This window comes from Halobaculum sp. MBLA0147 (assembly GCF_041361345.1).
Taxonomy (GTDB): Archaea; Halobacteriota; Halobacteria; order Halobacteriales; family Haloferacaceae; genus JAHENP01.
Window position 1 is genome coordinate 1,518,103 of the sequence record NZ_JBGKAD010000001.1, and the last position, 22,499, is coordinate 1,540,601.

Here is a 22,499-nt window from a genome sequence, read left to right on the forward strand (position 1 = left end):
GGTGTGAACGCAGGCCACGGACGGGGGGCGGCCCACGGAGGGGTCGCGACCCACCGAATCGCCTCGCGGCCCACCGCGGACGAACACACCGACAGCCAGGCTATCCGACCAGCCACCCGCCGACGGCCGCACCCAGCAGTGCCGCGAGCAGCGTCCCGCCGCCGAAGCGGAGTGCCGTGCGCCACTCACGGTCCGCGAGCAGCGACCGCGTCTCGACAGCCAGCGAGGAGAACGTCGTGAAGGCACCACAGAACCCAGTGCCGACGAGCGCCGCGGCCGACGACGGGAGCCCGCCGGTCGCGACCAGGCCGGCGACGACGCCGAGCAGCCAACTCCCGACGACGTTCACCGCCACGGTCGCGCGACGCCCGTCGAGGCGGCGACCGACGAGTGCGCGCGCCGTCGCCCCCGCCGCACCGCCGAGTGCGACCAGTGCCAGTGTCCCGAGCGATGGGGGTGTGGTCGCCGCCGCGAGCACCACCGCCGGCTCGGCGACGCCGTCGCCCACCGGTGCCGCCACGCCGTCGAGAACACCGACGAACGTCACGCTCGCCTCCCGAGTGTGACACCGACCATCGCGCCGGCGAGGCCGAGCGCGTACGTCGCGAGGACGTACCCGACGGCCGCAGGCGCCGACAGCGACAGCGTCTCGACGGTGAACGTGCTGTACGTGGTGAACGACGAGCAGAACCCGGTCGCGGCGAACGACTGGAGTCGATCGGGGAGTCGCCGCGCCGCGAGCACCCCGAGGAGGAGACTCCCGGCGACGTTCGCGACGAGTGTCCCACCCGGCGTCGCGACGACCAGCGCGACGGCGTACCGCGTCGCCGCACCGAGGGCACCGCCGAGTGCGACGAGACCGAGACCGACGAGTGAGTCGTCCACGGACCGCGGTGCGGGACGAGCTCACTCGTGGGTTTCGGAACGCCGCGACGGCTTGGGACGCGGCGCAGACCGGAGACTGTCGCGCGGGAGCGAGTCGCGGTGGGTGTCGGATCCGTCGATCGAGTCGGACCCGTCGTCGGTGTCGGGACGATCCGCGACGCGGTCGCTCGCGCGGGGCGATCCACCGTCGTGTGGTGTTCGGCGCTCGCGGACGCGGACGGTGTGGGCCACCTCCGTGGTGTCGTCGACGACGAGCGCGACGCCGCGGCGGTCCGGGAGCCGCTCGTGGAGACTTCCGTCGAGGTAGCTCGGCCGCGTCTCCGTCAGTGCGGTCACGTCCGCGCGACTCGTGAGTCGGTGGGCGACAAGTAAGTCCGACTGTGACACCGCCGTTCCCGGGAGTGCCGCGGGCCGCTGGGTCGCACAGACGACGGAGACGCCGGGCGAGCGTCCACGGGTGAACAGTCGGTCGAGTGCCGGCCCCGCGACGCCGTCGAACCGGACGTGCGCCTCGTCGATCAACAGCCACGGGAGGACGGCCGTCTCGTCGGCGAGGCAGTGTTCGTAACAGCCCCGCGCGACGACACGACACACCGCGTCCGTCGCCGGGTCCGGTAACGCGGCACAGTCGAGCACGGTCGGTGTGCCGTCGGTCAACAGTGCTCGGGGGCGGAGTCCCTCGGGGTCGAACACGTCCCACGCCGCCGCCCGCCGGAGGTGGTTCGTCGCGACCCGACGCGTCCCCGGGTCGACAGCCAGGTCGTCGACTGGCGAGTCTCCCACGGCCGAGTCGTCCACAGACGAGTCGTCCGCACTCGCGAGTGTCTGGCGTGCGGCGGCGAGCGAGTCGGTCGTCGCGACGGCGTGCCAGACGAGCCCGCCGGCGGGCGTCGTCGGGTTGAGACCGACCAGCGAGGGCCACGCCCGTGCCGGGAGGTCGACCGCACGGACGCGCGGGCGTCGGACGACCGTGATCGCATCCCCGTCGGCGCCACTCGCGTCTCCATCGGCACTACTCGCGTCCCCGTCGCCGACGCGCGGCGCGCTCGCCAGTCCGGCGAACTCCCCCATCGTGTCGAGGACGACGGGCGTCACACCCGGTGCGGCCGCGAGCCCTTCGGCGAGGACGCCGAGGGTGTGCGACTTCCCGCTGCCGCGTTTACCCACGACGACCGCCGCGTGTGGCCCGTCCGTGTCCAGCGCCACCGCGCCCGCCCCCGACCCGTCGCGTGCTCTGTGGCGGCCGAGTGCGAGTGTCGCCGCCGACGCCCCCGTTCCACCCTCGCGTCGTCCGAGTGTCGTCACGTGGTGTCTGGTTCCGGTACCACACAAGAACCCTCGTGTGAAGGTTGAAACCGGATACCGGGACCACCCACCACGTGACCGAGAACGACGCGACGGGTTCGACAGCGGGGGAGTGTACGGCGACGGCGACCGGCAGCCGCGAGGGCGCGAGTGAGATGGGAGACGGCGGGTCGGGAGGGTTCGGCACGGAGAGAGGCGACGGGCCGCTCTCGCGGTTCCGGAGCGACGAGCGAGCCATCGAGGGGTTACCGGTCAGACTCGTCATCGCGCTCGTCGTCGGGGTGGCGAGTCTGAGCGTGATGTTGAGTATGGTCAACGGGATCGGTGGCCTCCAGACGACGGAGTTGGACGCCCGCCCGACACCGGAGGTGACGACGCCGGGCGAGCAGTCGCTGACGGTGCGGGTGATCGGCGCCGACGGGGACCCGGTCGCGGACGCGACGGTCGTCGTCTCTGGCGACACCGCGTCGCTGTCCGGGCCCGCGACAGCCGAGAGTGGGCCAGACGGCAACGCGACCGTCCAGGTCACTCCCACACTCGGCCCGAACCAGGCGGAGGGGACGCTAACGGTGGACATCAAGCCCCCGGCTGCGGGCGGGTTCGCGGACAGACGACAGAACACGGAGGTGCTCGTGATCGCCGACTGAGTTCGGCCGGGCGAGCGGCCGAGCGACGGTGCGGGTCGTCGCCGGAGAGCGGCGCCTCCACCGTACCGAGAGCGGTCGTCAGTCCCGGTAGAACGCCTCTGTCCCGTGGTTGTCCACCCAGCCGTAGGCGAACAGCCGGATCGCTGGGAACCGTTCGAGCGGCGCGCGACCGTCGTCGCCGACCGCGCGACCGGTGGCGCCGTCCCAGACACTCCCGTCCGCACTGAACCGAACCGGCGCACGCGTGGCGGCGCCAGTGCCGCCGGCAGTGGCGACACCCTCGCCGTGGGCGTCCCGCTCGACGCCGGACTCGCGGTCGACACCACCGTCGTCGACCGGCGTCCAGTCGAAACCGGGGTCGTGGAACGCGTGGAGGCCGTCCGGGGTGGCGAACACCACCACGTCGGTGCCGCCGACGGTCACCGTCACCACGCCGCCGGCCGCCTCGGCGACGGGCCGCGGGACGCCGACGGCGTCGCCGTCGTGTTCGAGTCCGCAGACGACCGTCTTGGGATCGAGCCAGTCGAGCGGGAACGATCGCGACTCCGCGTCCGGGCGACGACCGCCGAGACCGAACCCGTCGCTCTCGAAGTAGTCCGCGAAACTCTCCTCGACGTAGTCGATGGCTGCCGGTTCGTCGTCGTCGCTCGCCGTCTCGCTGGCACCGCCGGGTGCCGCCAACACCGCGGCGTCCGGGTGCGTCTCGCGGAACCGCTCGTACGTGGTCACCGCCGCGGGGAGGACGGTCAGCTCCGTCCCCGCCAACTCGCCGGCGATGGCACGCGAGAGCGACTGCTTCCACTCGCTGCCGGTCTCGTGGTCGTACATCACCAGCGTGTCGTCGGCGAGTTTCCCCGAGACACCGAAGGTGAGCGTCCGGTCGTCGACCCGGCGGTCGAAGACGAGGACGCTCCCGCACAGCGGACACCACGTCACCGCGATCGGGACGCCCGCGAGTTCGTCGTCGACGATCTCGTGGTAGGTCAAGTACCGGATCGGGTAACCGCGTACCGCGCCGTCGATCTCAACGACCACCACGTCGTCGTCGGGGGCGTACGGGTACGCGTCGACCGGCTCGAACGCGGGGTCGTACACCGGCGGGATCGCGTCCCGCGGCAACACGTCGACGACGTTCACGCGTCGCCCTCGCCGTCCGTCCCCTCGGGGTCCGTCGTCTCGCCGTCCGCTCGCTCGGCGTCAGCCGCCTCGTCGTCTGCTCCCTCCCCCGTCACGTCGACCGGTTCTGGCGGCGTCACGTCGGCGAGTTCGAACGTCACCCGCTCGGTGTCTGACCCCTGTGTCGTCCGTCCGGTGACAGTCACCTCCCCGAGCGCGGCGGTATCGGCGACGTGGGTGCCGGCACAAGCGGTCCGGTCGAACGGATCGTCGGGGTCGCCGATCTCGACGATCCGCAGTTCCTCGATGGAGTCCGGCAGCAGGTCGATCCGCGTCCGCTGGGTGTCCAGCTCCCCCTCCGCGGTCTCCCGGTCCATCGTGTAGTCGCGGACACCGAGTCCGTCGTCGACCAGGGCGTTCAGCTCCGCCTCCACGTCCGCCAGTTCCGTCTCGGAGAACCGCTCGTACTCGCAGTCGAGTCGCGCGCGGTCGGCGTACAGTTGGTTGCCGACGGTCGGCGCGTCGAACTCGGTCAGGAGAACCGCGGAGAGGAGGTGCTGAGCCGTGTGGTACCGCGAGTGGGCGTACCGCCGCCCCCAGTCGAGGGTCCCGACGACCCGCGTCCCGGCGGCCGGCGGGTCCCCGTCGACGGTGTGGTAGATCGTGTCCTTCTTCGTCACGTCGGTGACGGGGAGTCGCTCGCCGTCGACCAGGAGCGTGCCGGTGTCGTTCGGCTGCCCCCCGCCGGTCGGGTAGAAGTGTGTGGCGTCCAACACGACGCGGTCGTCGAGTGCTCGCTCGACGGTCGCCCGGAAGCGGCCGACCCCACTGTCCGCGAGGTACAGTTGCTCTGTCACGAGCGGAGAGAGTCGGGCCACCCACAAATCCGTTCTGTCGACGGGTGTCTGGGAGACACGACGGCCGAGTGACGCCCCACGCGACCCGTCGACGCGGACACGGTGAGCCGCCACGGGGCGTCTGGGCGGCGCTGCGGGGTCGTGCGAAGCCATTAAGGACGCAACCCGCATCAGAGTCGAGTAATGAGAACCGACTACGTCTCTTCGATTCGTGTCGTCTGGAGGTGTCGCCCGTGGGCGTCGAGGTGAGAGAGACGGGCGTCGAGCCGTCGGCGTTCGCCGAGATGGAGCGGTTCGTCCGCGAGTACCTCGTCGCCTCCGTCGAGAGCGAGGAAGACGGCGGCCGGATGCGCTGGTACCCGTGGCACTCCGCCGAGTACCGCTTCAACCACATCCGTAACGTCGTCGACATCGGCGAACACATCGCCCGCGAGGAGGGGGCCGACGTGGACGTGGTCCGCGTCGCCGCGCTGTTCCACGACGTGGCCAAACTGGAGGCCGACCAGGACGTCCACGCCGAGGAGGGCGCTCGGGTCGCCCGCGAGTTCCTCGAGTCGCGCGGCGAGTACGCCCCGTCGTTCGTCGACGAGGTGGTCGACGCCGTCGCAGACCACTCCTACCAGGGCCCGGTGACGGACCTCTCGCTGGAGAAACAGTGTCTGATCGAGGCGGACCTGCTCGACAAGATCGGCGCGAACGGGACGGCACTGATGCTGTTGCGGATGGGCTACGAGTCCCGGACGCACATGGACGCCGCGACGATGGTCGAACGGGTCTACCAGCGCGGGAAACGACACGCCTCCCGCGTCGAGTCCGAGACCGGCGAGGCGGTCGCCCACCGGCGACTCAAGCGCGTCCGCTGGTTCCGCGAGTGGCTCGAAGACGAGGTGACGGCGATGGAGATCGACGAGAGCGAAGTCCGGTCGAACTGAGCCCGTTCGGCCGCCGAGACGGCCGCGAGCGGTACGGACTCGTGTCACGGAGACACGAAACCATTTCAACGGTGCCGACGGAGACGCGGGTATGACAGACAAGTCGCGGTGGATCCAGTTGCCGCGCAACGTGCTCGTCGGCCACGGGATGCTCGACGAGGTCGGCGCGGCGGTCGGAGAGCTGGGGCTGGTCGGCACCGCCCTGGTCGTCACCAGTCCGACGCCCGAGGAGCTCGCCGGCGAGCGGGTGCGATCGCAGTTCGACGACGTGGCGAGTGTCACCATCGACCACGCCGGGTACGACTCCATCGAGCGCGTCACCGAGGCGGCCCACGAGACGGACGCCGCGTACCTCGTCGCACTGGGCGGCGGGAAGGTGATCGACGTGGCGAAGATGGCAGCCGACGAGGTGGGGCGTGGCTTCGTCTCCGTCCCGACGGCCGCCAGCCACGACGGGATCGTCTCCGGCCGGTCGTCCATCCCGGAGGGAGACACCCGTCACTCCGTCGCGGCGGACCCGCCGCTGGCGGTCGTCGCCGACACGGAGATCATGGCACGCGCGCCGTGGCGGCTCACCACCGCCGGCTGTGCGGACATCATCTCGAACTACACCGCGGTGAAGGACTGGCGGCTCGCCAGTCGACTGAAGGGCGCTCACTACAGCGAGTACGCCGGCGCGCTCTCGGAGATGACCGCCGAGATGCTCGTCGGCAACGCCGACTCGATCAAGGAGGGGCTCGTGGAGTCCGCGTGGCTCGTCTCGAAGGCGCTCGTCTCCTCGGGCGTCGCGATGTCCATCGCCGGCTCCTCGCGGCCCGCCTCCGGCGCGGAACACCTGTTCTCGCACCAACTCGATCGGATCGCACCCGACCCGGCACTGCACGGCCACCAGGTCGGCGTCGGGTCGATCATGATCGAGTACCTCCACACCGGCGAGGACGGCGGCTGGCGCCTGATCCGCGACGCGCTCGACCAGATCGGCGCGCCGACGACCGCGGCGGAGTTGGGAATCGAGCCGGACGTGATTCTGGAGGCGCTGGCGACGGCCCACGAGATCCGCGACCGGTACACCATCCTCGGCGACGGGATGAGTCCGGCCGCGGTCGAACGTGTCGCGCAGACGACCGGCGTGATCCCGGAGTGACCTCGCCGAATCGAGGCGTGATCCCGGAGAGTCGAGAAGAGATCTCGGCGAATCGAGGGATGATCCCAGAGGGTCGAGGACTGACCTCGGTAGTCAGTCGTCGCCCGCGTGTCGCGACTCGAACTCGTGTCGGCCGTCGGCGTCGGCATCGAGTCTCGCGATCCGGTCGGCCAGCGCCGGGTGCCAGGAGAACCGACCGCCGTCCGCGAGGTGACCGTCGGCCGACAGCGTCGCGAGTGCGGCCGCGAGTCGCTCCCCACCGGTCACTCGTGCCGCGAACCGGTCGGCGTCGTGTTCCGTCCAGCGGGCCAGCGCGACGGAGACGGCGACGGTCGGGACGAGCAGCGCCAGCCCGACGAGGAATCCCGTTCCCGGCGCGAGCCGCGCCGCAGCGACCCACGACACGGCGAAGACGACCGGCACGGCGAGCCGGAGCGGGACGTGCCGCCGGCGGAGGTGGCCGTACTCGTGGCGTGCGACCGCCGCGACGGACTCGGGAGCCAGCGTCTCGCACAGCCCGGTCGTGAGGAACACGCGGCCGAACCGCGGGGAGATTCCGGCCGCGAACGCGGCCGCCGCGTCGCCGGCCGCGACGACACGCACGCGCTCGGGCGGGACGCCGGCCGCGACGAGGTGGTCCCGCTCGGTCGGCGTCGGCCGCCGCGTCGCGCTCGTCGCCGCGATCACGGCCGGCGCGAGCGCCGCCGCGAGGAGGCCGACGACGACCACCAGCCACAGCTCCCACCAGGTCGCGAGCAGGTCGGCGGCGAGGGCGATCGGCCCGGTCACGTCTCGTCACTCCCGTCGGTCGTCACGGAGTCTGGTACGTCCGAGTCGCGTGTAGGTCTTTTGCCAGGACCAGGAGATGTGCACGGTACTCGGCCGACAGCGACGTTCTGGAGTTGCTGTGGTGTCTGATGTGGACCGAACATTGTGTGAGGTAGTAGTCAACATCGACAACGATTAAGTAGCGGGAGGCACGATAGAGCCGTGTCGGGAATGGGGGACGATGATCCCGCCAGACGGGGTATGAGACCTCCGGCACCGACCGTCGGGCGCCCACCCGTTTCACTACGACGACACCGAGCGACATCCGAAGACGCAAGCCTGTCCAGCCTCAACCGCAGAGTATGGCAACCGCAGACGCGAGCGGCCCGCTCGCGCGGGTCCGGGAGTACCCGCGGGCGACGGTCGCGGTGGTGTCCGTGATCGGCTACGCGGCGGTGATCGGGACCTTCGCCGGGGTGTTCCCGATCTTCCCCGACCTGACCCGTGGACAGGTGAACCTCCTGAGCCACGCCATCGCGGTCGTCAACACCGTGACGACCGTGACGATCGCGCTCGGGTGGTACTGGATCCGTCGTGGCGAGGTCCGCAGACACGCCGCAGCGATGGGCACCTCCTTCGGGTTGATCCTCGTCTTCCTCGTCATGTACCTCCTGAAGGTTGGCGGTGGCCCCGGCGAGAAGCGGATCGTCATCGAGTCGGGGATGTTCCTCGGCGCGTTCGCCGGCACCGTCGAAGCCGTCTACCTCGCGATGCTGGCGATCCACATCCTCCTGTCGGTGGTGTCGGTGCCGGTCGTCCTGTACGCGATCACGCTGGCCGCGACTCACTCCGTCGAGGAACTCCGGACGGAGACACCCCACCGGAAGATCGGCCGGATCGCCGCCGGCTCGTGGCTGGTGTCGCTGACGTTGGGCGTCGTGACGTACGTCCTGCTCAACTGGGTGTACGCCTACGAGTTCGTCGAAGTGAGTTACTGACGCGGTCGTCGGATCTGACGCCCCGTCTCCGCCGTACGTTCCCGGTCGCGAGTTCGCCTCGGAGCTAGCTTCAAGTACGATTCCGACCGATACACGGTCGTGCCGATCACACGAGACGAGTTCCGGACACTCGACGACGACACGGCGACCGAGTGGACGGGTGACGACCGGGACGAGCGTGTCGCCGGCCGCGTGTACCGGTTCCTGTTGGCGCACGCAGACAGTGCGTTCCGTCGAGACGAGATCGTCACGGCGCTCGACGACGACGCGGCCGCGGTCGCGGACGCACTCGACCGCCTCCGCAGAGACGGCCGACTCGCACACCGGGGCGAGTTCTGGTCGGTCGCCGACGACGAACACGCGAGAGCGGCCGCCGGACGGCTCGCGGCCGGTCGTGCCGACGACCGAGACGGTGGGTTCGCCCCAGACGAGATCGAACGGTGGATGGAGGCCGCCGTCGATCCGGTCCCGGCGTTCGCGTCGTCGTCGGACACGGACTCGACGAGCTCCGGACGAACCGGAGCGACCGGGGAGACGACCGAACCGGGCGACACGTCGACCGACGAGTCGCCGACGGACCCGTGACGGGACCCGACCGGCACGTCACCAGCCGTGGCGAGGTCGTCTGGGGACGCGACCCGTTCCGATCGGGAACCAACCCACGGCCGTGGGTGGTCGTCGCGTCCGCACGACTCCCGTACCCGAGCCGGGACTCGCTGGCTGTCGCGTGTACGACCAGTTCACACCACGCGTCGGCCGTTCGAATCCCGAGCGGTGCGTGGGTCGCCGGTGACCCGAATCGGGAGAGTCACGTCCTCCCGTGGACCGTGACGACGCTGAGAGACGGCGAAGACGTAGTCGGCGTCCAGGGGAGGGTCCGCAACCAGTTCGTCGAGCGACTCGTCGACGACCTCTGTGCGGTACTCGGACGGCCACCGGAGACGTGACTCCGGCGGCCGGAGACCAGATCGTTCGGTCACGACGCGCCGTAGTGACACACGGCACTCGTGCCGACACCCGTCGCCGTCTGCCCGTGCCCGAACGCTCTTCGGTGCGCCCACACTCTCCGGGCGTATGACGGACACACCGTTGTGGATCGGCGAGACGTTCACGAGTGACGCGGGCTGGGAGCACCTGGAGACCCTGGTCGACGTCGGCAACCGGATGGCCGGCCAGGCCGGCGAGCGCGAGGCGCTCGAAGCGACCCGAGACGCCTTCACCGAGGCGGGCTGTCGGGACGTCCGGATCGAGGAGTTCGACCTGCAAGGGTGGGTCCGCGGCGACGCGACCGTCGAGACGCCCGCCGGCGAGCGGGAGTGTATAGCGCTACCGCGCTCCCCGTCCGCGTCGGCGACCGGCGAGTTGGTCGACGTGGGTGCGGGACTTCCCTCGGACTTCGAGGAGGCGGACCTCGACGGGAAGGTCGCGCTCGTGTCGACGACCGTCCCGGACTGGTACGAGCGGTTCGTCCACCGCCGCGAGAAGTACTACCACGCCGTCGAGGCGGGCGCGGCGGCGTTCGTCTTCCGGAACCACGTCGAGGGGTGTCTCCCACCGACGGGGTCGGTCGGCACCGCCGACGCGCCCATCGGCGAGATCCCCGCCGTCGGCGTCTCGAAGGAGGTCGGCACGCGACTGGCACGACGCGCGACCGGCGAGTCGGTCACCGTCGCCGTCGACTGCGAGACCCCGGAGACGACCAGCGGGAACGCCGTCGCGGAGCTCGGCCCGGACACCGACGAGGAGGTACTGGTCACCTCCCACGCCGACGCCCACGACATCGCCGAGGGGGCGATGGACAACGGCGCCGGCACGGCGACGATCGTCGAGATCGCGAACGCTCTCGCGCGTCGCGAGGCCGAACTGGACACCCGCGTCCGGTTCGTCGCCTACGGGGCCGAGGAGGTCGGACTCGTCGGCTCGACCGTCGAGAGCGAGCGCGCCGACCACGACGCCATCCGCGCGATCGTCAACGTCGACTCGAACGTGTACGGCCGCACGCTCGAACTGACGACCCACGGCTTCGACGGACTCGGGGCGGCAGCAGAACGGGTGGCCGAGCGGTTCGACCACCCGATCGAGGTGGTCCCCGAGTTGGTCCCCCACAGCGACCACTGGCCGTTCGTCCGCCACGGGGTTCCGGGGTACATGGTCGCCGGGAAGACGGAGGGACGCGGCCGCGGGTACGGTCACACCTTCGCCGACACGCTCGACAAACTGGAGCCCCGGAACCTCCGCGAGCAGGCGATCCTCCTGACCGCGCTCGTCGTCGAACTGACGGACGCCGAGACGACCGTCGAGCCCCGGCCCGAGTCCGAGATCGCCGCCGACCTCGAGGCCGCCGGCCAAGCCGAGGGGATGAAGATCACCGGCGACTGGCCGTACTGAGTCGAGTCGGCCGGGTCGACGCGGCCCTGTACTACCCGTGAGCGAGCGTTCGGAGCCGTCTCTCCCGTGAAGTTGTTACCACACGGCTTTTGCGTCTCCGGTGCGTACGGGCGACCATGCCCGAGAGACGTGGAACCGACGGCCGGTTCGCACAGTCGGTGTCCGACGAGGACATCCTGTTCTTCTTCGAGACCGCCGATCGACCGTTCTACGGGACCGGCGAAGTCGCCGAACGGTTCGACCTCTCGAACGAGCAGGCGAGACGTCGCCTGGAGTCACTCGCCGAGACGGGGGCGCTGGAGGAGGTTCGAGTGAACGAGCGGCACACGGCGTGGCTGTTGGATCGCGACCTGGTCGTACTGCGGGCGGAGTCCGACGGGGTCTCCGCACACGACACACAGACCGGCGTCGCCAGCGGCGGCGAGGACAGACCGAGTGCGCTCCGGAACCTCGCGGAGGCCATCGAAGCACACACCAGGTCGTCTAGCACCGTCGAGGAGGCGACACGAGAGGATTTCGTAGACGAGAGTGTCACGAACAGTGAAGACGGTACCCCGTTCTGACTAGATCTTTATCTGTTCTAGTAATAGCTATCGTACCGAAACTGATTAGTGCGGCGAAGGGGAGCCCGTCGGTAGATGCGAACGCAGTTCTCGGGACGGGAAGTGGCCACGGTCCTCGTGAACGCCTGGAACTTCGAGCCCGTGAGCCGGAGTGGAGACCACTTGACCCTCCGGTACGAACATCCCGAGACTGGTGAGGTTCGACGGACGACGGTACCGCTGGCACACGACCCCGTGCGAGAGGGCACTCTGCGCTCCATCGCCGAGGACTGCGGCGCGAACAACTTCCGGGAGTTCTGCAGGGAACTGGATCGCCGTCTCTGATCTCTCTCCCTTTCCAACTCGTCGCGTCGGCTGCGCTCTCTCGTCTCTCCACTCGTCGACTACGTCGTCGCCACACGCCCACTGCGGCGGTCGAGACGAGACGGCCACTCTGGCGACCGAAGCGAAACACCCACCCGCGCGTGTCGCCTCGTGGCGGCCGTGCACGAGGACAACGAGGTCTGTGTCGTCCGGTACGGCCACCGGCCGGGTCGGGACGACCGGATGACGACCCACGTCGGGTTGACCGCCCGGGCGCTGGGTGCCGACCGGGTGATCCTCCCGGACAACGCCGGCAACGCGGCCGACACCGTCCGCGACATCACCGACCGCTTCGGCGGGCCGTTCACCGTCGAGTCGCGGACCGTCGGCCCCAGCATCGCCCGCAACTGGGAGGGCACCGTCGCCCACCTCACGATGTACGGGCTCCCGGTCCAGGAGGTCGAGCAGGAGGTGCGGGAGGCCCACGCCGAGGAGCCGCTGCTCGTCGTCGTCGGCGGCGAGAAGGTCCCCTTCGAGTTCTACGACGAGGCGGCGTTCAACGTCGCCGTCACGAACCAACCCCACTCCGAGGTGGCCGGACTGGCGGTGTTCCTCGACCGCCTGTTCGAGGGGCGCGAGTTGGACCGCGAGTGGACCGACGCCGACCGCACCGTCGTCCCCGAGGCGACCGGGAAGCGCGTCGTCGACGCCGACGGCGACCCCGCGCACGGGACCGGGAGCGGCGAGGAGTGACGACGACGCGTTCGGGACGGCGAGGCAGAACACCGGTGTCGTCGATCACTCGTCACCGAGAGACACCCGACGATTCAAACCGCCGGCACGACACGTGTGCGTCGTGGACGAGGAGACACAGCGAGCGATCGCCGAGTTCCTGCGCGAGCGACAACGGCGCGACGCCGTCCCCGGTGTCGCCGTCGCGGTGGTGGAGGCCGACGACGGGTTCGCGTCGCTCGACGCGGACGACCCGGCGACGTGGGCGGCTGGCTACGGCGCGCGAGATCGGGCCGGCAACCGCCCGGTGACGCCGGACACGCTGTTCGGCGTCGGTGCCGCGACGGAGCCGCTGACGGCCGTCGCCGTCGGCCAACTCGTCGCCGCCGGCCTCTGTTCGCTCGACGACCCCGTCACGGATCACGTCGACGTGCCGCTCCCGACGAGCGGGACGGTTGCCGACTCGGACGCGTCCAACGTGGGTGGAACAGTCGACTCGGACTCGCCCGAACCGATCACACTCCGGCACCTGCTGGGCCACACCGCCGGGCTGCCGGCGAGCGGGCTGCGGGCGGCGCTGCTCGCGCGGCACCTCCGGCTGGGCGGCGACACGCGGCCGCTGGCGACGTGGGACGACGTGCGCGCCCACCTCGCGGCGGCGTGGGACGGCGAGCCACTCGCGTCGCCGGGCGAACGCGTCGCGCACTCGACGGCGGGGTACGTGTTGCTCGGACGGGTCGTCGAGACCTGCACCGGCCGGTCGTACGCGGACTACGTCGACGAGCACGTGCTGGCGCCGCTGGGTCTCGAGCGGGCGACGTTCGACGACACCGCCTTCGCGATGGACGACGATCACATGACCCAGTACCTGCTGGAGGACGGCGAGCCGACGGCGGCGTCGCTGCCGGCGGCCGAGACGCTCCGCCCCGCGACGGGGCTGCTCGCGTCCGTCCGCCACCTCGCGGCAATCGCGCGACTCGTACTGGGTGAAGGGAGCGTCGCCGGACGAGAGGTGGTCGACCCGGCGGCGTTGGAGGCGATCGGGTGGGAACGGCGGACGGTCGCGGGGCGGACGCTGTACGGGCGCGGCGGCGACGTGGCGGTCTCCGGCGGCTACCTCGGGGTCGTGCCGGACGCCGGCGTGGGTGTCGCCGTCGCCGCGAACGCCGTCCCGGAGTACGGCGTCGGGGAGTTGGGTGCCGGGGTCGTCGCCTGCCGGCTGGGTCACCCGCCGACGGCGGGGGCACCGGCGCTCGCTCGTCGGCGGCGACACGACCGACTCCGTGGCACGTACACTGCCGGCGACGGCGTCTGGCGGGCTCGCGTCGACACCGAAGGCGAGACGCTCCGGCTGGGCGTCGAGGGACCGCTCCGGACGAGGGTCTGGCCGCTCGTCGCCGTCACGGACGGCGACGACGACGGGCAGAACGCTGGTGAGAGTGAGTCCGACGAGACGGAGACGATCGACGCGGTACGCGCCGGGCGACACGTCTTCCGCGTCGGCGGCGGGGAGACGACACCGGAACGTGCGGTGTTCGACACGTCGGGCGACCGGACGACACTCGTCGTCGGCCGGTGGCGGTTCCGGCGCGTGGACCCGACGCGGGGCGGCGGCGGCGAGTGAGTCGCCAGGACGAGCGAGTCGTGGAGACGACGGGCGCGCCGACGGCGTCGCGCCGCTCCACGCGAAACCTTTTGCCCGGTGGTGGGCGTACTCTCCCCCAGTCGATGGAACTGATCGTCACCGAGAAGGACAACGCCGCGCGGCGGCTCGCGGAGATCCGCAGCGAGGGGTCGTTCGACACCGAGCGTCGTGCGGGGACGAACGTCTACCGCTGGGGCGCGACCCGCTGTATCGGGCTGTCGGGCCACGTCGTCGGGCTCGACTTCCCGCCGGAGTACAGCGACTGGCGCGACGTGGAACCCGTCGAGTTGATCGACGCGCCCGTCCAGAAGGAGCCCACGAAGGAGGGGATCGTCGCCGCGCTGCGGTCGCTCGCGGCGGAGGCCGACCGCGTGATCGTCGCGACCGACTACGACCGCGAGGGGGAACTCATCGGGAAGGAGGCCTACGAGATCGTCCGCGAGGCCGCCCCGGAGGTGCCGGTCGACCGCGTCCGGTTCTCCTCGATCACGGCTCGAGAGGTGAACGAGGCGTTCGCGAACCCCGACGAGATCGACTTCGAGTTGGCCGCCGCGGGCGAGGCCCGCCAGGAGATCGACCTCGTGTGGGGCGCCGCGCTCACCCGCTTCCTCTCGCTGTCGGCGGGCCAGTTGGGCGACGACTTCGTCTCCGTCGGCCGCGTCCAGGGGCCGACGCTGAAGCTACTCGTCGACCGCGAACGGGAGATCCGCGCCTTCGACCCCGAGGACTACTGGGAACTGTTCGCGGATCTCCAGTCGCCAGCGGCCGCCGAGACGGAGACGGACGCCGCGACTTTCGAGGCGCAGTACTTTTACGAGGCCGACGACGGTACCGAGGCCGAACGCGTCTGGGACGAGGCGACCGCCGAGGCCGTCGCGGCGCGACTGGCGGCCGCCGAGACCGCGCCGGTCACCTCGGTGCGGCGGCGGTCGCGGACGGACGACCCACCGGCCCCGTTCGACACCACCGCGTACATCTCCGCCGCGGGGTCGCTCGGCTACTCCGCACAGCGGGCGATGAGTCTCGCCGAGGAGCTGTACACCGCCGGCTACGTCACCTACCCGCGGACGGACAACACCGTCTACCCCGAGGACTTGGACGAGCGAGAGTTGATAGAGACGTTCACGGAGGTGGAGCCGTTCGCGGACGACGCCGCGTCGCTGTTGGAGCGCGAGGAGATCACCCCGACGGAGGGTGACGAGGAGACGACCGACCACCCGCCGATCCACCCGACTGCGGAGGTCCCGAACCGGAGCGACCTCTCGGAAGACGAGTGGGAGGTGTACGAGTTGGTGGTCCGGCGGTTCCTGGCGACGTGTGCCGAGCCGGCGGAGTGGGAACACCTCCGCGTCGTGAGCGAGGTCGACGCCGTCGCGGACGGGGTCGCCGCCGGCGAGGAGGGGACCGCACAGGCCGACGGCGGCGTCGCGGCCGCCGCGAGCGAGGCGCCGTTGTCGCTGAAGGCGAACGGGAAGCGGCTCGTCGAGGCGGGCTACCACGACGTGTACCCGTACCTGTCTGCCAGCGAGACGCTGGTGCCGGACGTCTCGGAGGGCGAGGAGTTGGTCGTCACCGACAGCCGGTCGGAGGCGAAGCAGACCCAGCCACCTCGCCGGTACGGCCAGTCGCGGCTGATCGAGAAGATGAAGGAACTCGGCGTGGGGACGAAGTCCACCCGACACAACGTCATCGAGAAGCTGTACGACCGGGGGTACGTGGAGTCCGACCCACCCCGCCCGACGCGACTCGCGGAGGCGGTCGTCGACGCCGCCGAGGAGTTCGCCGAGCAGATCGTCACCGAGGAGATGACCGCCCAACTGGAGGCGGACATGGAGGCGATCGCCCGCGGCGATGTCGACTACGAGGACGTAGCCGGCGAGTCGCGCGAGATGCTCGACCAGGTGTTCGAGGCGTTGACCGACTCCCGCGACGAGGTGGGCGACCACCTGCGGGAGTCGCTGAAGGCAGACAAGCGACTCGGCCCGTGTCCGGAGAGCGACCACGACCTGCTGGTGCGACAGGCGCGGGGCGGCTCGTACTTCGTCGGCTGTGACGGCTACCCGGACTGTGAGTTCACGCTCCCGCTGCCGTCGACCGGGCGGCCGATCCTGCTCGAGGAGGAGTGCGAGGAGCACGGCCTCGCCCACGTGAAGATGCTCGCGGGCCGCAAGACGTTCGTCCACGGCTGTCCGGCCTGCAAGGCCGAGGCGGCCGACGAGAGCGAGGACGTGGTGATCGGGGTGTGTCCCGACTGCGGCGACGCGGACGGCGGGGAGTTGGCGATCAAACAGCTCCGGTCGGGCAACCGTCTCGTCGGCTGTACGCGCTACCCGGACTGTGAGTACTCGCTGCCGCTGCCGCGCCGCGGCGAGGTGGTCGTGACAGAGGAGACCTGCGCGGATCACGCTCTCCCGCACCTCGAGATCCACGACGAGGACGACGACGAGCCGTGGGCGCTGGGGTGTCCGATCTGTAACTACCGGGAGTACCAGGCTCGACAGGCCGGCTCGGAGTTGGAGACACTCGACGGGATCGGCGAGGCGACCGCCGAGAAACTGGAGGCGGCGGGGATCGACGACGTGGGCGAGTTGGCCGACGCCGACCCCGAGACGCTGGCCGAGGAAGTCGACGGCGTCGGCGTCGACACGATCCGCGACTGGCAAGACCAGATCGAGTAGCCGACCGGCGCTCTCCGTCTCCGTCTCTCTAGGTTTCTCCTCTTCTCCATCTCTCTCCCTACTCGTCTCTCTCCAGGTTTCTCCTCCTCTCCGTCTCTCCCTACTCGTCTTTCGTTCACCGAGGCGGTGAGTCTGTTCGCGTCCAGCCGACGGATAGTGTCGGTCCCGGGGAGCCCACCGCGACCGGGGAGTCCACGAACCTCGTCCCTGTGACCGGGCCGAAACAGGGCCGAGGGCCGGTAGCTCACATCGATGTGAGTCTTGTGTGAGCTAGAGCCACCAGATTGAAGTACCAGTGCGAAAACGGACTCACATGGCACGAGAGATCCGCGTCTCCGTGGACGACGACGAGGTGTTCGAGCGGATGCGAGCACGCAAGCGAGAGTTGGACCTCTCGTGGGAGGAGGTGCTCCACCGGGGGTTGCGCGACCGGGAGGGTGGGGTCGAGGACCTGGGCGACCGGATCGAGCGACAGGTGACACGGCGCGTCGAACAGTCGCTCGGCAGCGCGTTCGGCGTCGACGTGGGTGGGCCGGGCGACCGCGACCCGACGCCGGGGTACGAGCCGGACCCGCCGGGCGGCGTCGACCCGGCCGGCCCGTCGACCCCCGGCGACCCGACCGCCGGCACCGCCGGAACGGCCGGGACGGCGGGCGGTACCGGTGGACTCGACGAGGAGATGGAGACGCTGGCGAACGCGGAAGACGCCGTGTTGGCGTTCCCGACGCTCGCGGACGAGCCGCACAACACGGTGCCCTTGCGCGTGACCATCGAGACCGGGGCCGACGGGATGGCCGTCGACGTGGTCGCGGTGCGGACGAGCCGGGCGGCGGCCGACCGCAACCGCTTCGACCGCGGCGCGCGCCGCGCCATCGCCGAGGAGTTGGCCGGCGGCGGCACCGCGACGCTCTCGCTGGCGGCCGGCGAGGAGGAGTACCCCGTCGTGCCGGAGCTGTCGTGGGCGACCGAGGACGGCCACCCGACCGTCACCGAGGTCGAGATCGTGGAGGTGCGGTTCGGTGACTGAGACGGAGCGGAGCCACGGCGGTGGGACGGGAGCCTCCGAGTACGACGACACGGCGACGAAGACCGCCGAACACGGCGACGCGACGACGACCACCGAACACGGCGACGCGACGACGACCACCGAACACGTCGACGCGACTGCGGCGGCTGCCGACGAGACGGTGTTCGCGCTGTTGAGCGACGAGACGCGCGTCGACATCGTCGCGGCACTCGCGGCGGCCGACGCGACCGGCGGGGAGACGGACGAGGACGACGGCGCGTCCGGGCTGCGGTTCTCGACGCTGCGACACCGCGTCGGTGTCGCCGACTCCGGGCGGTTCAACTACCACCTCGGCCGGCTCCGCGGCACGCTCGTCGAGCGTGCCGAGGAGCGGTACGTCCTCACGCCGGCCGGCCGACGCGTCGCGCGGACACTCGTGGCACCCGCGGCGAACGAGGAGTCGTCCGCGAACGGGGAGTCGAGCGAGGCGGTCGCTCTCAGAGACGGGGAGGCGAGTACCCTCTAGGGCGTCGACGTGTCGAACTGAGCGAGTGTGAGACACCGCTGTCGACGTGTCGACCCGAGTGCGTGGGCGACGCGAGCCTCGCCGCGAGTCACACCGCCGGCAGGTCCATCGCGCCGAGCTGGCTCAACAGCGAGATCTGGTCGTGGAGCGCGAACGTCTCGACGATCTTCCCCCGCGAGACGCGAGCGATCGTGACACTCTCCCAGGAGACCTCCGTGTCGCCGGCCGGAATCCCCATGAACGCACCCGTCTGGACGCCGGTGAACCGCGTCCGCGAGATCAGCGTGTTCCCGTCGACGAACGTGTCGAGGACGATCGCCTCGAAGTCGGTGAACGCCCCCAACAGCCCCAGCGTGCTCTGTCGGTAGGCCTCGATCCCCTCGCTCATCCCGTTGTTCGTCTGGACGCGCACGTCCTCGGCGACGAACTCGTCGAGCCTGTCGAACGCCTGCTCGTTCAGCACCGTCTCCACGAACCGCTCGTGGAACGCCACGAGTCCCGCCTCGTCTGTACTCTCTGTCATACAACACCTACGCACCCGGGGTACAAGTAATATCGGATGTGTACCAAACGAGAGCAATTATTCCTGCTGCTATTTGTTCACACTTGTCTCAGTTCCCACGTACGTCGTAACTCTACCGGCTGCGTTGTCGATCTCTCCGATCTGTCGTTGCCTGCCGTCGCCGCTCCGGTGTTGCGACTCCAGTGTCTCCGTTCTGGCGTCGCTTTCGGGTGTCGGTGCGGCAAGTGACGTGTGAACGGCAGAACGACGACGGCGTCGTGTGTCGAGTGGTCGGGTGGGTCGGGTCCGCGAGAGGGTGGGTGTCGGGTGTGCCGGGCGCGTCCGCGGAGGGGGAACTGCGAGTGCAGCGAGGGGTGTGCCTCCGTGGTCCGCCGGGGGGCAGACCGGGGGCGCGCCCACACGGTCGCCGTGCGGGAGACGACTTAATTCTCCGTCAGACGCACGCCGGGCGTCGGACGGACGACAGACGAGAGACCACACGTCGACGGCCTGCGAGACGCCCGACCCCACCGCACCCGACGAACGCCGAGAGGGCCGACCCCCACCACGCGGTGTGAGGCTAACACTCATGTCGCCGCCGCGTGTGTCGGTGGTCGTGCACGGGATCGGACCGCCGCTGGTGACACCGTTCGACGAGTCGGGCGACGTAGACGAGACGAAGCTCCGGGAGGTGGTGCGGTGGGTCGAGGACCACGGCGTGGACTTCCTCGTCCCGTGTGGCTCGAACGGGGAGGCGGAACTGCTGACCGCCGACGAACGGACGCGGGTGATCGAGGTCGTCGTCGAGGAGACCGACCTGCCCGTGTTGGCCGGCACCGGCCACCCGGGGCGACGCGAGACGCTGGCGGCGACGACACGCGCCGCCGAGGCGGGTGCCGACGCCGCACTGGTGGTGACGCCGTTCTACTACGAGCACGACCAGGCCGCGTTGCGCGAGTACTACCGGTCGGTAGCGGACGAGAGTCCGCTGCCAGTGTACCTCTACTCCGTCCCGAAGTACACCGGCGTCCGATTGACCCCGGAGACGGTCGGTGACCTCGCGACACACCCGAACGTCGCCGGGATGAAAGACTCCAGCGGCGACCTCGGCGCGTTCACGCGGACGCGGCGTCGGACCGCAGACGCCGACTTCCAGTTGCTCGTCGGCAGCGGGAGCGTGCTCGGGCCGGCACTGGACGCCGGTGCCGACGGCGGCGTGCTCGCGCTGGCGAACGTCGCGCCGGCCGCCGCCGCGGAGGTGTACGAGACGGTCGCCGACGACCCGACGGCCGCCCGCGAGCGAGCCGCCGACCTCGTGGAGTTGAACCACGCCGTGACCGCCGCGTACGGCGTCGCCGGGCTGAAGTACGCGATGCGCCAGCGAGGTGTGTCCGCCGGACACGTCCGGTCGCCACACCGCCCGCTGACCGACGGCGACGCGCAGGCGCGGCTGGAGTGGCTGATCGAGCCATTCTGAGAGGAGCGGTGGATCGGGACGCGGTCGCCGTTTTCGGCCGCACAGTGCGGTCCGTCAGTCCAGTAGTCCCTCGCGTTCGAACAGCGTCGCCAGTTCTGTCATCGACGCGACGGTCTCGTCACACGTCGGTTCGACGGCGGCCTTCGGCTCGTACCCGACCGCGAGCCCCGCGGCCGCGAGCATCGGGAGATCGTTCGCCCCGTCGCCGACCGCGACGGCCGTCGCCACCGCCTCGTCGACCGCCGCCGCCAACACCGCCAGCGCGTCGTCTTTCGTCCCCTCGATCAGCGGCCCCGTCACCTCGCCGGTGAGCGCGCCGTCCGCGACCGGGAGTGCGTTCGCGACGACGGTGTCGACCGCCTCGCTGGCGTCGGCGTGAGCCAGCGCGCGGGCGACGCCCCGCTCGAACCCGCCCGTGAGGATCGCCACGTGGTGACCCGCGGCGTCGAGTCGCCGGAGGAGCGCGCCGGCGTCGGGGCGTAGGCGCACGCCGTCGAACGCCGCGGCCGCCTCGTCGTCGGGCAGCCCCGCGAGCAGTCCCGCGCGCTCTCGGAGACTCTCCGCGTAGTCGATCTCGTCGGCCATCGCTCGCTCGGTGATCGACCGCATCTCGTCGGCGACGCCCGCCCGCTCGCCGAGCGAGACGGTCATCTCCGAGTCCGACAGCGTCCCGTCGAAGTCGAACGCGATCAGTGTCACGAGTCTCTCTCCGGGCTCCGAGGATTCAACTGTACTGGTCGGGCGCGTAGACGACGAGCGACCGCCGTCACGGTGTGTCGACGGCCAGCACCTCACGGCGGCCCGTCGACGACCGGACCTCGTCACGGTGTCTCGACGAGCGGCACCCGCCTCCGGTGCGTCATCCCTCCCACAGCGACTCGATCCGGCGTTCGATTCGGTCGAGCACCAGTCCCACCACGTCGCGGTAGTCGGTCGGCCGCGACTCGTCGACGCCCGGCGTAGCGGCGTCTGGCGGCGGGTGGTAGTGGTCGCGGTCGTTGTGCGTGTTCGGGTGGCGGTCCCACCGACACTCCCAGTCGCCGTCGGGACGCTCCTCGCGGTAGTGGACGCCGAAGTCGTCGTTGGTGAACCACCGGACGGTGAGTGTCGCCGTCGTCGCCGCCGGGTAGTACGTCGTCGCGAGCGTCGCCCGGAGCGCGAGGTTCCCGTCGTCGACGAGTCGTGCACTCTCGAACTGCCGCGTCTGCCGGAGCGTGTCGCGGACGTACTCCAAGACCGGCCGGTCGACGGGTGGTGCCTCCGCGTCGGTCGGGGGCATCAGTCGCCCGTCGCCTCCCCGTGTGACCGACTCGCCTGTCGACGAGCGCGCTCGTACAGGTCGCGCTCCTCAACGGCGGTTCGCCACGCCGTGAGGTCGTCGTACACCGTCGCCAGCGGGTCGGCGTCGTCTGGCGACGCGACCGTCTCGCTGGCGCGGACGGCGTCGACCTCGCTCGGCGCGTCCGCCTCGTACCGCTCGCGGAACGTCTCGATCCGGTCGCTGAGAGCGACGACGCGTTCGCGCAACTCCGCGACGGAGTGGTCGGTCGCGAGTTCGTCGACTCGTCGCCACGCGAAGTAGTCGTCGTTGCGCTCGTACGTCGTCGGCCGCCCCTCGTGGCGCGTGGCGACGCCGAGGTCGACGAACCAGTCGAGGTACTTCCGAGCCGTCTTCGGGTCACACGCCGCGTCGTCCGCGACCGTCGTCGCCGTCGTCGGCGTCCTGGTCCGCAGGATCGTCCCGTACACCCGCCGTTCCGCGTCCTCGCCGTCGAACGCAGCGTCGAACGGCGGTGGCCCGTCCGCTGGCTGTGTCACGCTCGAACGTGGGTGCCGCCAAGAGATAATTCTTGTTGTCGGGATATTATCCCTCTCGACCTCGCGATACGTGCGGTCGGGCGGTCCGGTCTACGGACGACCGCGTGACGGGTGACGGCACAGAGAGACTCTCTGGAAGCCACGAGTCGTGGTCGGCGCAGGAATCCCCACCGCGGAAAGGCTTACACGCGCGCCACGCCAGCCTCGGG

Annotated in this window: 25 protein-coding genes; 15 read left to right on the forward strand and 10 right to left on the reverse strand. The window is 70.5% G+C overall.

What is annotated here, in order from left to right; translation table 11 throughout:
- Nucleotides 1-100 precede the first annotated feature (100 nt).
- The 3 genes from RYH80_RS07160 to RYH80_RS07170 are packed head-to-tail and all read right to left on the reverse strand — an operon-like array spanning nt 101 to nt 2,190.
- Nucleotides 101-547: a fluoride efflux transporter FluC gene (locus RYH80_RS07160; RefSeq protein ID WP_370903170.1), complete on the reverse strand. Its 447-nt coding sequence runs from the start codon at nt 545-547 to the stop codon at nt 101-103.
- A complete protein-coding gene (locus RYH80_RS07165; RefSeq protein ID WP_370903171.1) occupies nt 544-885 on the reverse strand; it encodes a fluoride efflux transporter FluC in 342 nt (113 codons plus the stop codon). Before RYH80_RS07165 ends, RYH80_RS07160 begins: the two co-directional genes overlap by 4 nt.
- A 21-nt stretch (nt 886-906) precedes the next feature.
- Nucleotides 907-2,190, reverse strand: a complete 1,284-nt coding sequence (locus RYH80_RS07170; protein WP_370903172.1) for an ATP-binding protein — start codon at nt 2,188-2,190, stop codon at nt 907-909.
- Between the two features lie 155 nt (nt 2,191-2,345).
- On the opposite strand from RYH80_RS07170, the gene RYH80_RS07175 reads away from it, so the two are divergent.
- The gene (locus RYH80_RS07175; protein WP_370904675.1) at nt 2,346-2,837 is read left to right on the forward strand and encodes a DUF7382 domain-containing protein; all 492 of its coding nucleotides are present in this window, start codon (nt 2,346-2,348) and stop codon (nt 2,835-2,837) included.
- 78 nt (nt 2,838-2,915) lie between these two features.
- Here RYH80_RS07175 and RYH80_RS07180 read toward each other — a convergent pair whose 3' ends face one another.
- Both RYH80_RS07180 and RYH80_RS07185 read right to left on the reverse strand, forming a co-directional pair.
- The gene (locus tag RYH80_RS07180) at nt 2,916-3,974 is read right to left on the reverse strand and encodes a DUF3179 domain-containing (seleno)protein (protein ID WP_370903173.1); all 1,059 of its coding nucleotides are present in this window, start codon (nt 3,972-3,974) and stop codon (nt 2,916-2,918) included.
- Nucleotides 3,971-4,810: an alanyl-tRNA editing protein gene (locus tag RYH80_RS07185; RefSeq protein WP_370903175.1), complete on the reverse strand. Its 840-nt coding sequence runs from the start codon at nt 4,808-4,810 to the stop codon at nt 3,971-3,973. Before RYH80_RS07185 ends, RYH80_RS07180 begins: the two co-directional genes overlap by 4 nt.
- A 233-nt stretch (nt 4,811-5,043) precedes the next feature.
- Between RYH80_RS07185 and RYH80_RS07190 the strand changes: the two genes are divergently transcribed.
- Both RYH80_RS07190 and RYH80_RS07195 read left to right on the forward strand, forming a co-directional pair.
- A complete protein-coding gene (locus RYH80_RS07190; RefSeq protein ID WP_370903176.1) occupies nt 5,044-5,742 on the forward strand; it encodes an HD domain-containing protein in 699 nt (232 codons plus the stop codon).
- Between the two features lie 91 nt (nt 5,743-5,833).
- Nucleotides 5,834-6,886, forward strand: coding sequence for an NAD(P)-dependent glycerol-1-phosphate dehydrogenase (locus RYH80_RS07195; RefSeq protein ID WP_370903177.1), 1,053 nt, complete (start codon nt 5,834-5,836; stop codon nt 6,884-6,886).
- A 93-nt stretch (nt 6,887-6,979) separates the two neighbouring features.
- On the opposite strand, the gene RYH80_RS07200 is transcribed toward RYH80_RS07195, so the two are convergent.
- On the reverse strand, nt 6,980-7,675 hold the full coding sequence (locus RYH80_RS07200) for a M48 family metallopeptidase (RefSeq protein ID WP_370903178.1): 696 nt from the start codon (nt 7,673-7,675) through the stop codon (nt 6,980-6,982).
- A 341-nt stretch (nt 7,676-8,016) separates the two neighbouring features.
- On the opposite strand from RYH80_RS07200, the gene RYH80_RS07205 reads away from it, so the two are divergent.
- The 11 genes from RYH80_RS07205 (at nt 8,017) to RYH80_RS07255 (ending at nt 18,493) form a co-directional block, all read left to right on the forward strand.
- The gene (locus tag RYH80_RS07205) at nt 8,017-8,652 is read left to right on the forward strand and encodes a DUF420 domain-containing protein (protein ID WP_370903179.1); all 636 of its coding nucleotides are present in this window, start codon (nt 8,017-8,019) and stop codon (nt 8,650-8,652) included.
- A gap of 99 nt (nt 8,653-8,751) precedes the next feature.
- Nucleotides 8,752-9,237: a hypothetical protein gene (locus tag RYH80_RS07210; RefSeq protein WP_370903180.1), complete on the forward strand. Its 486-nt coding sequence runs from the start codon at nt 8,752-8,754 to the stop codon at nt 9,235-9,237.
- Nucleotides 9,234-9,599 carry a hypothetical protein gene (locus RYH80_RS07215; protein ID WP_370903181.1) on the forward strand — a complete coding sequence of 122 codons (366 nt, stop codon included), beginning with the start codon at nt 9,234-9,236 and terminating at the stop codon, nt 9,597-9,599. Before RYH80_RS07210 ends, RYH80_RS07215 begins: the two co-directional genes overlap by 4 nt.
- 127 nt (nt 9,600-9,726) lie before the next feature.
- Entirely contained in the window at nt 9,727-11,040 is a 1,314-nt protein-coding gene (locus RYH80_RS07220; RefSeq protein WP_370903182.1) for a M28 family peptidase, read from the forward strand.
- A gap of 116 nt (nt 11,041-11,156) precedes the next feature.
- Complete coding sequence (locus RYH80_RS07225; protein ID WP_370903184.1) at nt 11,157-11,603, forward strand: type II toxin-antitoxin system HicB family antitoxin; 447 nt, start codon at nt 11,157-11,159, stop codon at nt 11,601-11,603.
- A gap of 75 nt (nt 11,604-11,678) precedes the next feature.
- Nucleotides 11,679-11,927: a type II toxin-antitoxin system HicA family toxin gene (locus tag RYH80_RS07230; protein ID WP_370903185.1), complete on the forward strand. Its 249-nt coding sequence runs from the start codon at nt 11,679-11,681 to the stop codon at nt 11,925-11,927.
- Nucleotides 11,928-12,086: 159 nt separating this feature from the next.
- On the forward strand, nt 12,087-12,659 hold the full coding sequence (locus RYH80_RS07235; protein ID WP_370903186.1) for a tRNA (cytidine(56)-2'-O)-methyltransferase: 573 nt from the start codon (nt 12,087-12,089) through the stop codon (nt 12,657-12,659).
- 103 nt (nt 12,660-12,762) lie between these two features.
- Nucleotides 12,763-14,262: a serine hydrolase domain-containing protein gene (locus tag RYH80_RS07240; RefSeq protein WP_370903187.1), complete on the forward strand. Its 1,500-nt coding sequence runs from the start codon at nt 12,763-12,765 to the stop codon at nt 14,260-14,262.
- A gap of 104 nt (nt 14,263-14,366) precedes the next feature.
- Entirely contained in the window at nt 14,367-16,961 is a 2,595-nt protein-coding gene (locus RYH80_RS07245) for a DNA topoisomerase I (RefSeq protein WP_370903188.1), read from the forward strand.
- Nucleotides 16,962-17,274: 313 nt separating this feature from the next.
- Entirely contained in the window at nt 17,275-17,988 is a 714-nt protein-coding gene (locus tag RYH80_RS07250) for a hypothetical protein (protein ID WP_370903189.1), read from the forward strand.
- Nucleotides 17,981-18,493, forward strand: coding sequence for a DUF7347 domain-containing protein (locus RYH80_RS07255; RefSeq protein ID WP_370903190.1), 513 nt, complete (start codon nt 17,981-17,983; stop codon nt 18,491-18,493). The genes RYH80_RS07250 and RYH80_RS07255 overlap by 8 nt, the downstream gene beginning before the upstream one ends.
- Before the next feature lie 88 nt (nt 18,494-18,581).
- Here RYH80_RS07255 and RYH80_RS07260 read toward each other — a convergent pair whose 3' ends face one another.
- Nucleotides 18,582-19,016 (reverse strand): ester cyclase, encoded by a 435-nt coding sequence (locus RYH80_RS07260; RefSeq protein ID WP_370903191.1) that lies wholly within the window; start codon nt 19,014-19,016, stop codon nt 18,582-18,584.
- A 595-nt stretch (nt 19,017-19,611) separates the two neighbouring features.
- Between RYH80_RS07260 and RYH80_RS07265 the strand changes: the two genes are divergently transcribed.
- Nucleotides 19,612-20,472 (forward strand): dihydrodipicolinate synthase family protein, encoded by an 861-nt coding sequence (locus tag RYH80_RS07265; protein WP_370903192.1) that lies wholly within the window; start codon nt 19,612-19,614, stop codon nt 20,470-20,472.
- A 54-nt stretch (nt 20,473-20,526) separates the two neighbouring features.
- On the opposite strand, the gene RYH80_RS07270 is transcribed toward RYH80_RS07265, so the two are convergent.
- From RYH80_RS07270 to RYH80_RS07280, 3 genes are all read right to left on the reverse strand, one after another.
- Nucleotides 20,527-21,171, reverse strand: a complete 645-nt coding sequence (locus tag RYH80_RS07270) for an HAD family hydrolase (protein ID WP_370903193.1) — start codon at nt 21,169-21,171, stop codon at nt 20,527-20,529.
- A gap of 160 nt (nt 21,172-21,331) precedes the next feature.
- On the reverse strand, nt 21,332-21,751 hold the full coding sequence (locus tag RYH80_RS07275; RefSeq protein WP_370903194.1) for a toxin-antitoxin system TumE family protein: 420 nt from the start codon (nt 21,749-21,751) through the stop codon (nt 21,332-21,334).
- Nucleotides 21,751-22,290 (reverse strand): DUF7342 family protein, encoded by a 540-nt coding sequence (locus tag RYH80_RS07280; RefSeq protein WP_370903195.1) that lies wholly within the window; start codon nt 22,288-22,290, stop codon nt 21,751-21,753. Before RYH80_RS07280 ends, RYH80_RS07275 begins: the two co-directional genes overlap by 1 nt.
- Nucleotides 22,291-22,499: the final 209 nt, after the last annotated feature.

What these genes read in the sequence shown, in the direction of transcription:
- RYH80_RS07245 (WP_370903188.1), top strand. Translation starts at nt 14,367, where the DNA reads ATGGAACTGATCGTCACCGAGAAGGACAACGCCGCGCGGCGGCTCGCG.
- RYH80_RS07175 (WP_370904675.1), top strand. Translation starts at nt 2,346, where the DNA reads ATGGGAGACGGCGGGTCGGGAGGGTTCGGCACGGAGAGAGGCGACGGG.
- RYH80_RS07260 (WP_370903191.1), bottom strand. Translation starts at nt 19,016, where the DNA reads ATGACAGAGAGTACAGACGAGGCGGGACTCGTGGCGTTCCACGAGCGG.
- RYH80_RS07205 (WP_370903179.1), top strand. Translation starts at nt 8,017, where the DNA reads ATGGCAACCGCAGACGCGAGCGGCCCGCTCGCGCGGGTCCGGGAGTAC.
- RYH80_RS07220 (WP_370903182.1), top strand. Translation starts at nt 9,727, where the DNA reads ATGACGGACACACCGTTGTGGATCGGCGAGACGTTCACGAGTGACGCG.
- RYH80_RS07225 (WP_370903184.1), top strand. Translation starts at nt 11,157, where the DNA reads ATGCCCGAGAGACGTGGAACCGACGGCCGGTTCGCACAGTCGGTGTCC.
- RYH80_RS07275 (WP_370903194.1), bottom strand. Translation starts at nt 21,751, where the DNA reads ATGCCCCCGACCGACGCGGAGGCACCACCCGTCGACCGGCCGGTCTTG.
- RYH80_RS07230 (WP_370903185.1), top strand. Translation starts at nt 11,679, where the DNA reads ATGCGAACGCAGTTCTCGGGACGGGAAGTGGCCACGGTCCTCGTGAAC.
- RYH80_RS07195 (WP_370903177.1), top strand. Translation starts at nt 5,834, where the DNA reads ATGACAGACAAGTCGCGGTGGATCCAGTTGCCGCGCAACGTGCTCGTC.
- RYH80_RS07250 (WP_370903189.1), top strand. Translation starts at nt 17,275, where the DNA reads ATGGCACGAGAGATCCGCGTCTCCGTGGACGACGACGAGGTGTTCGAG.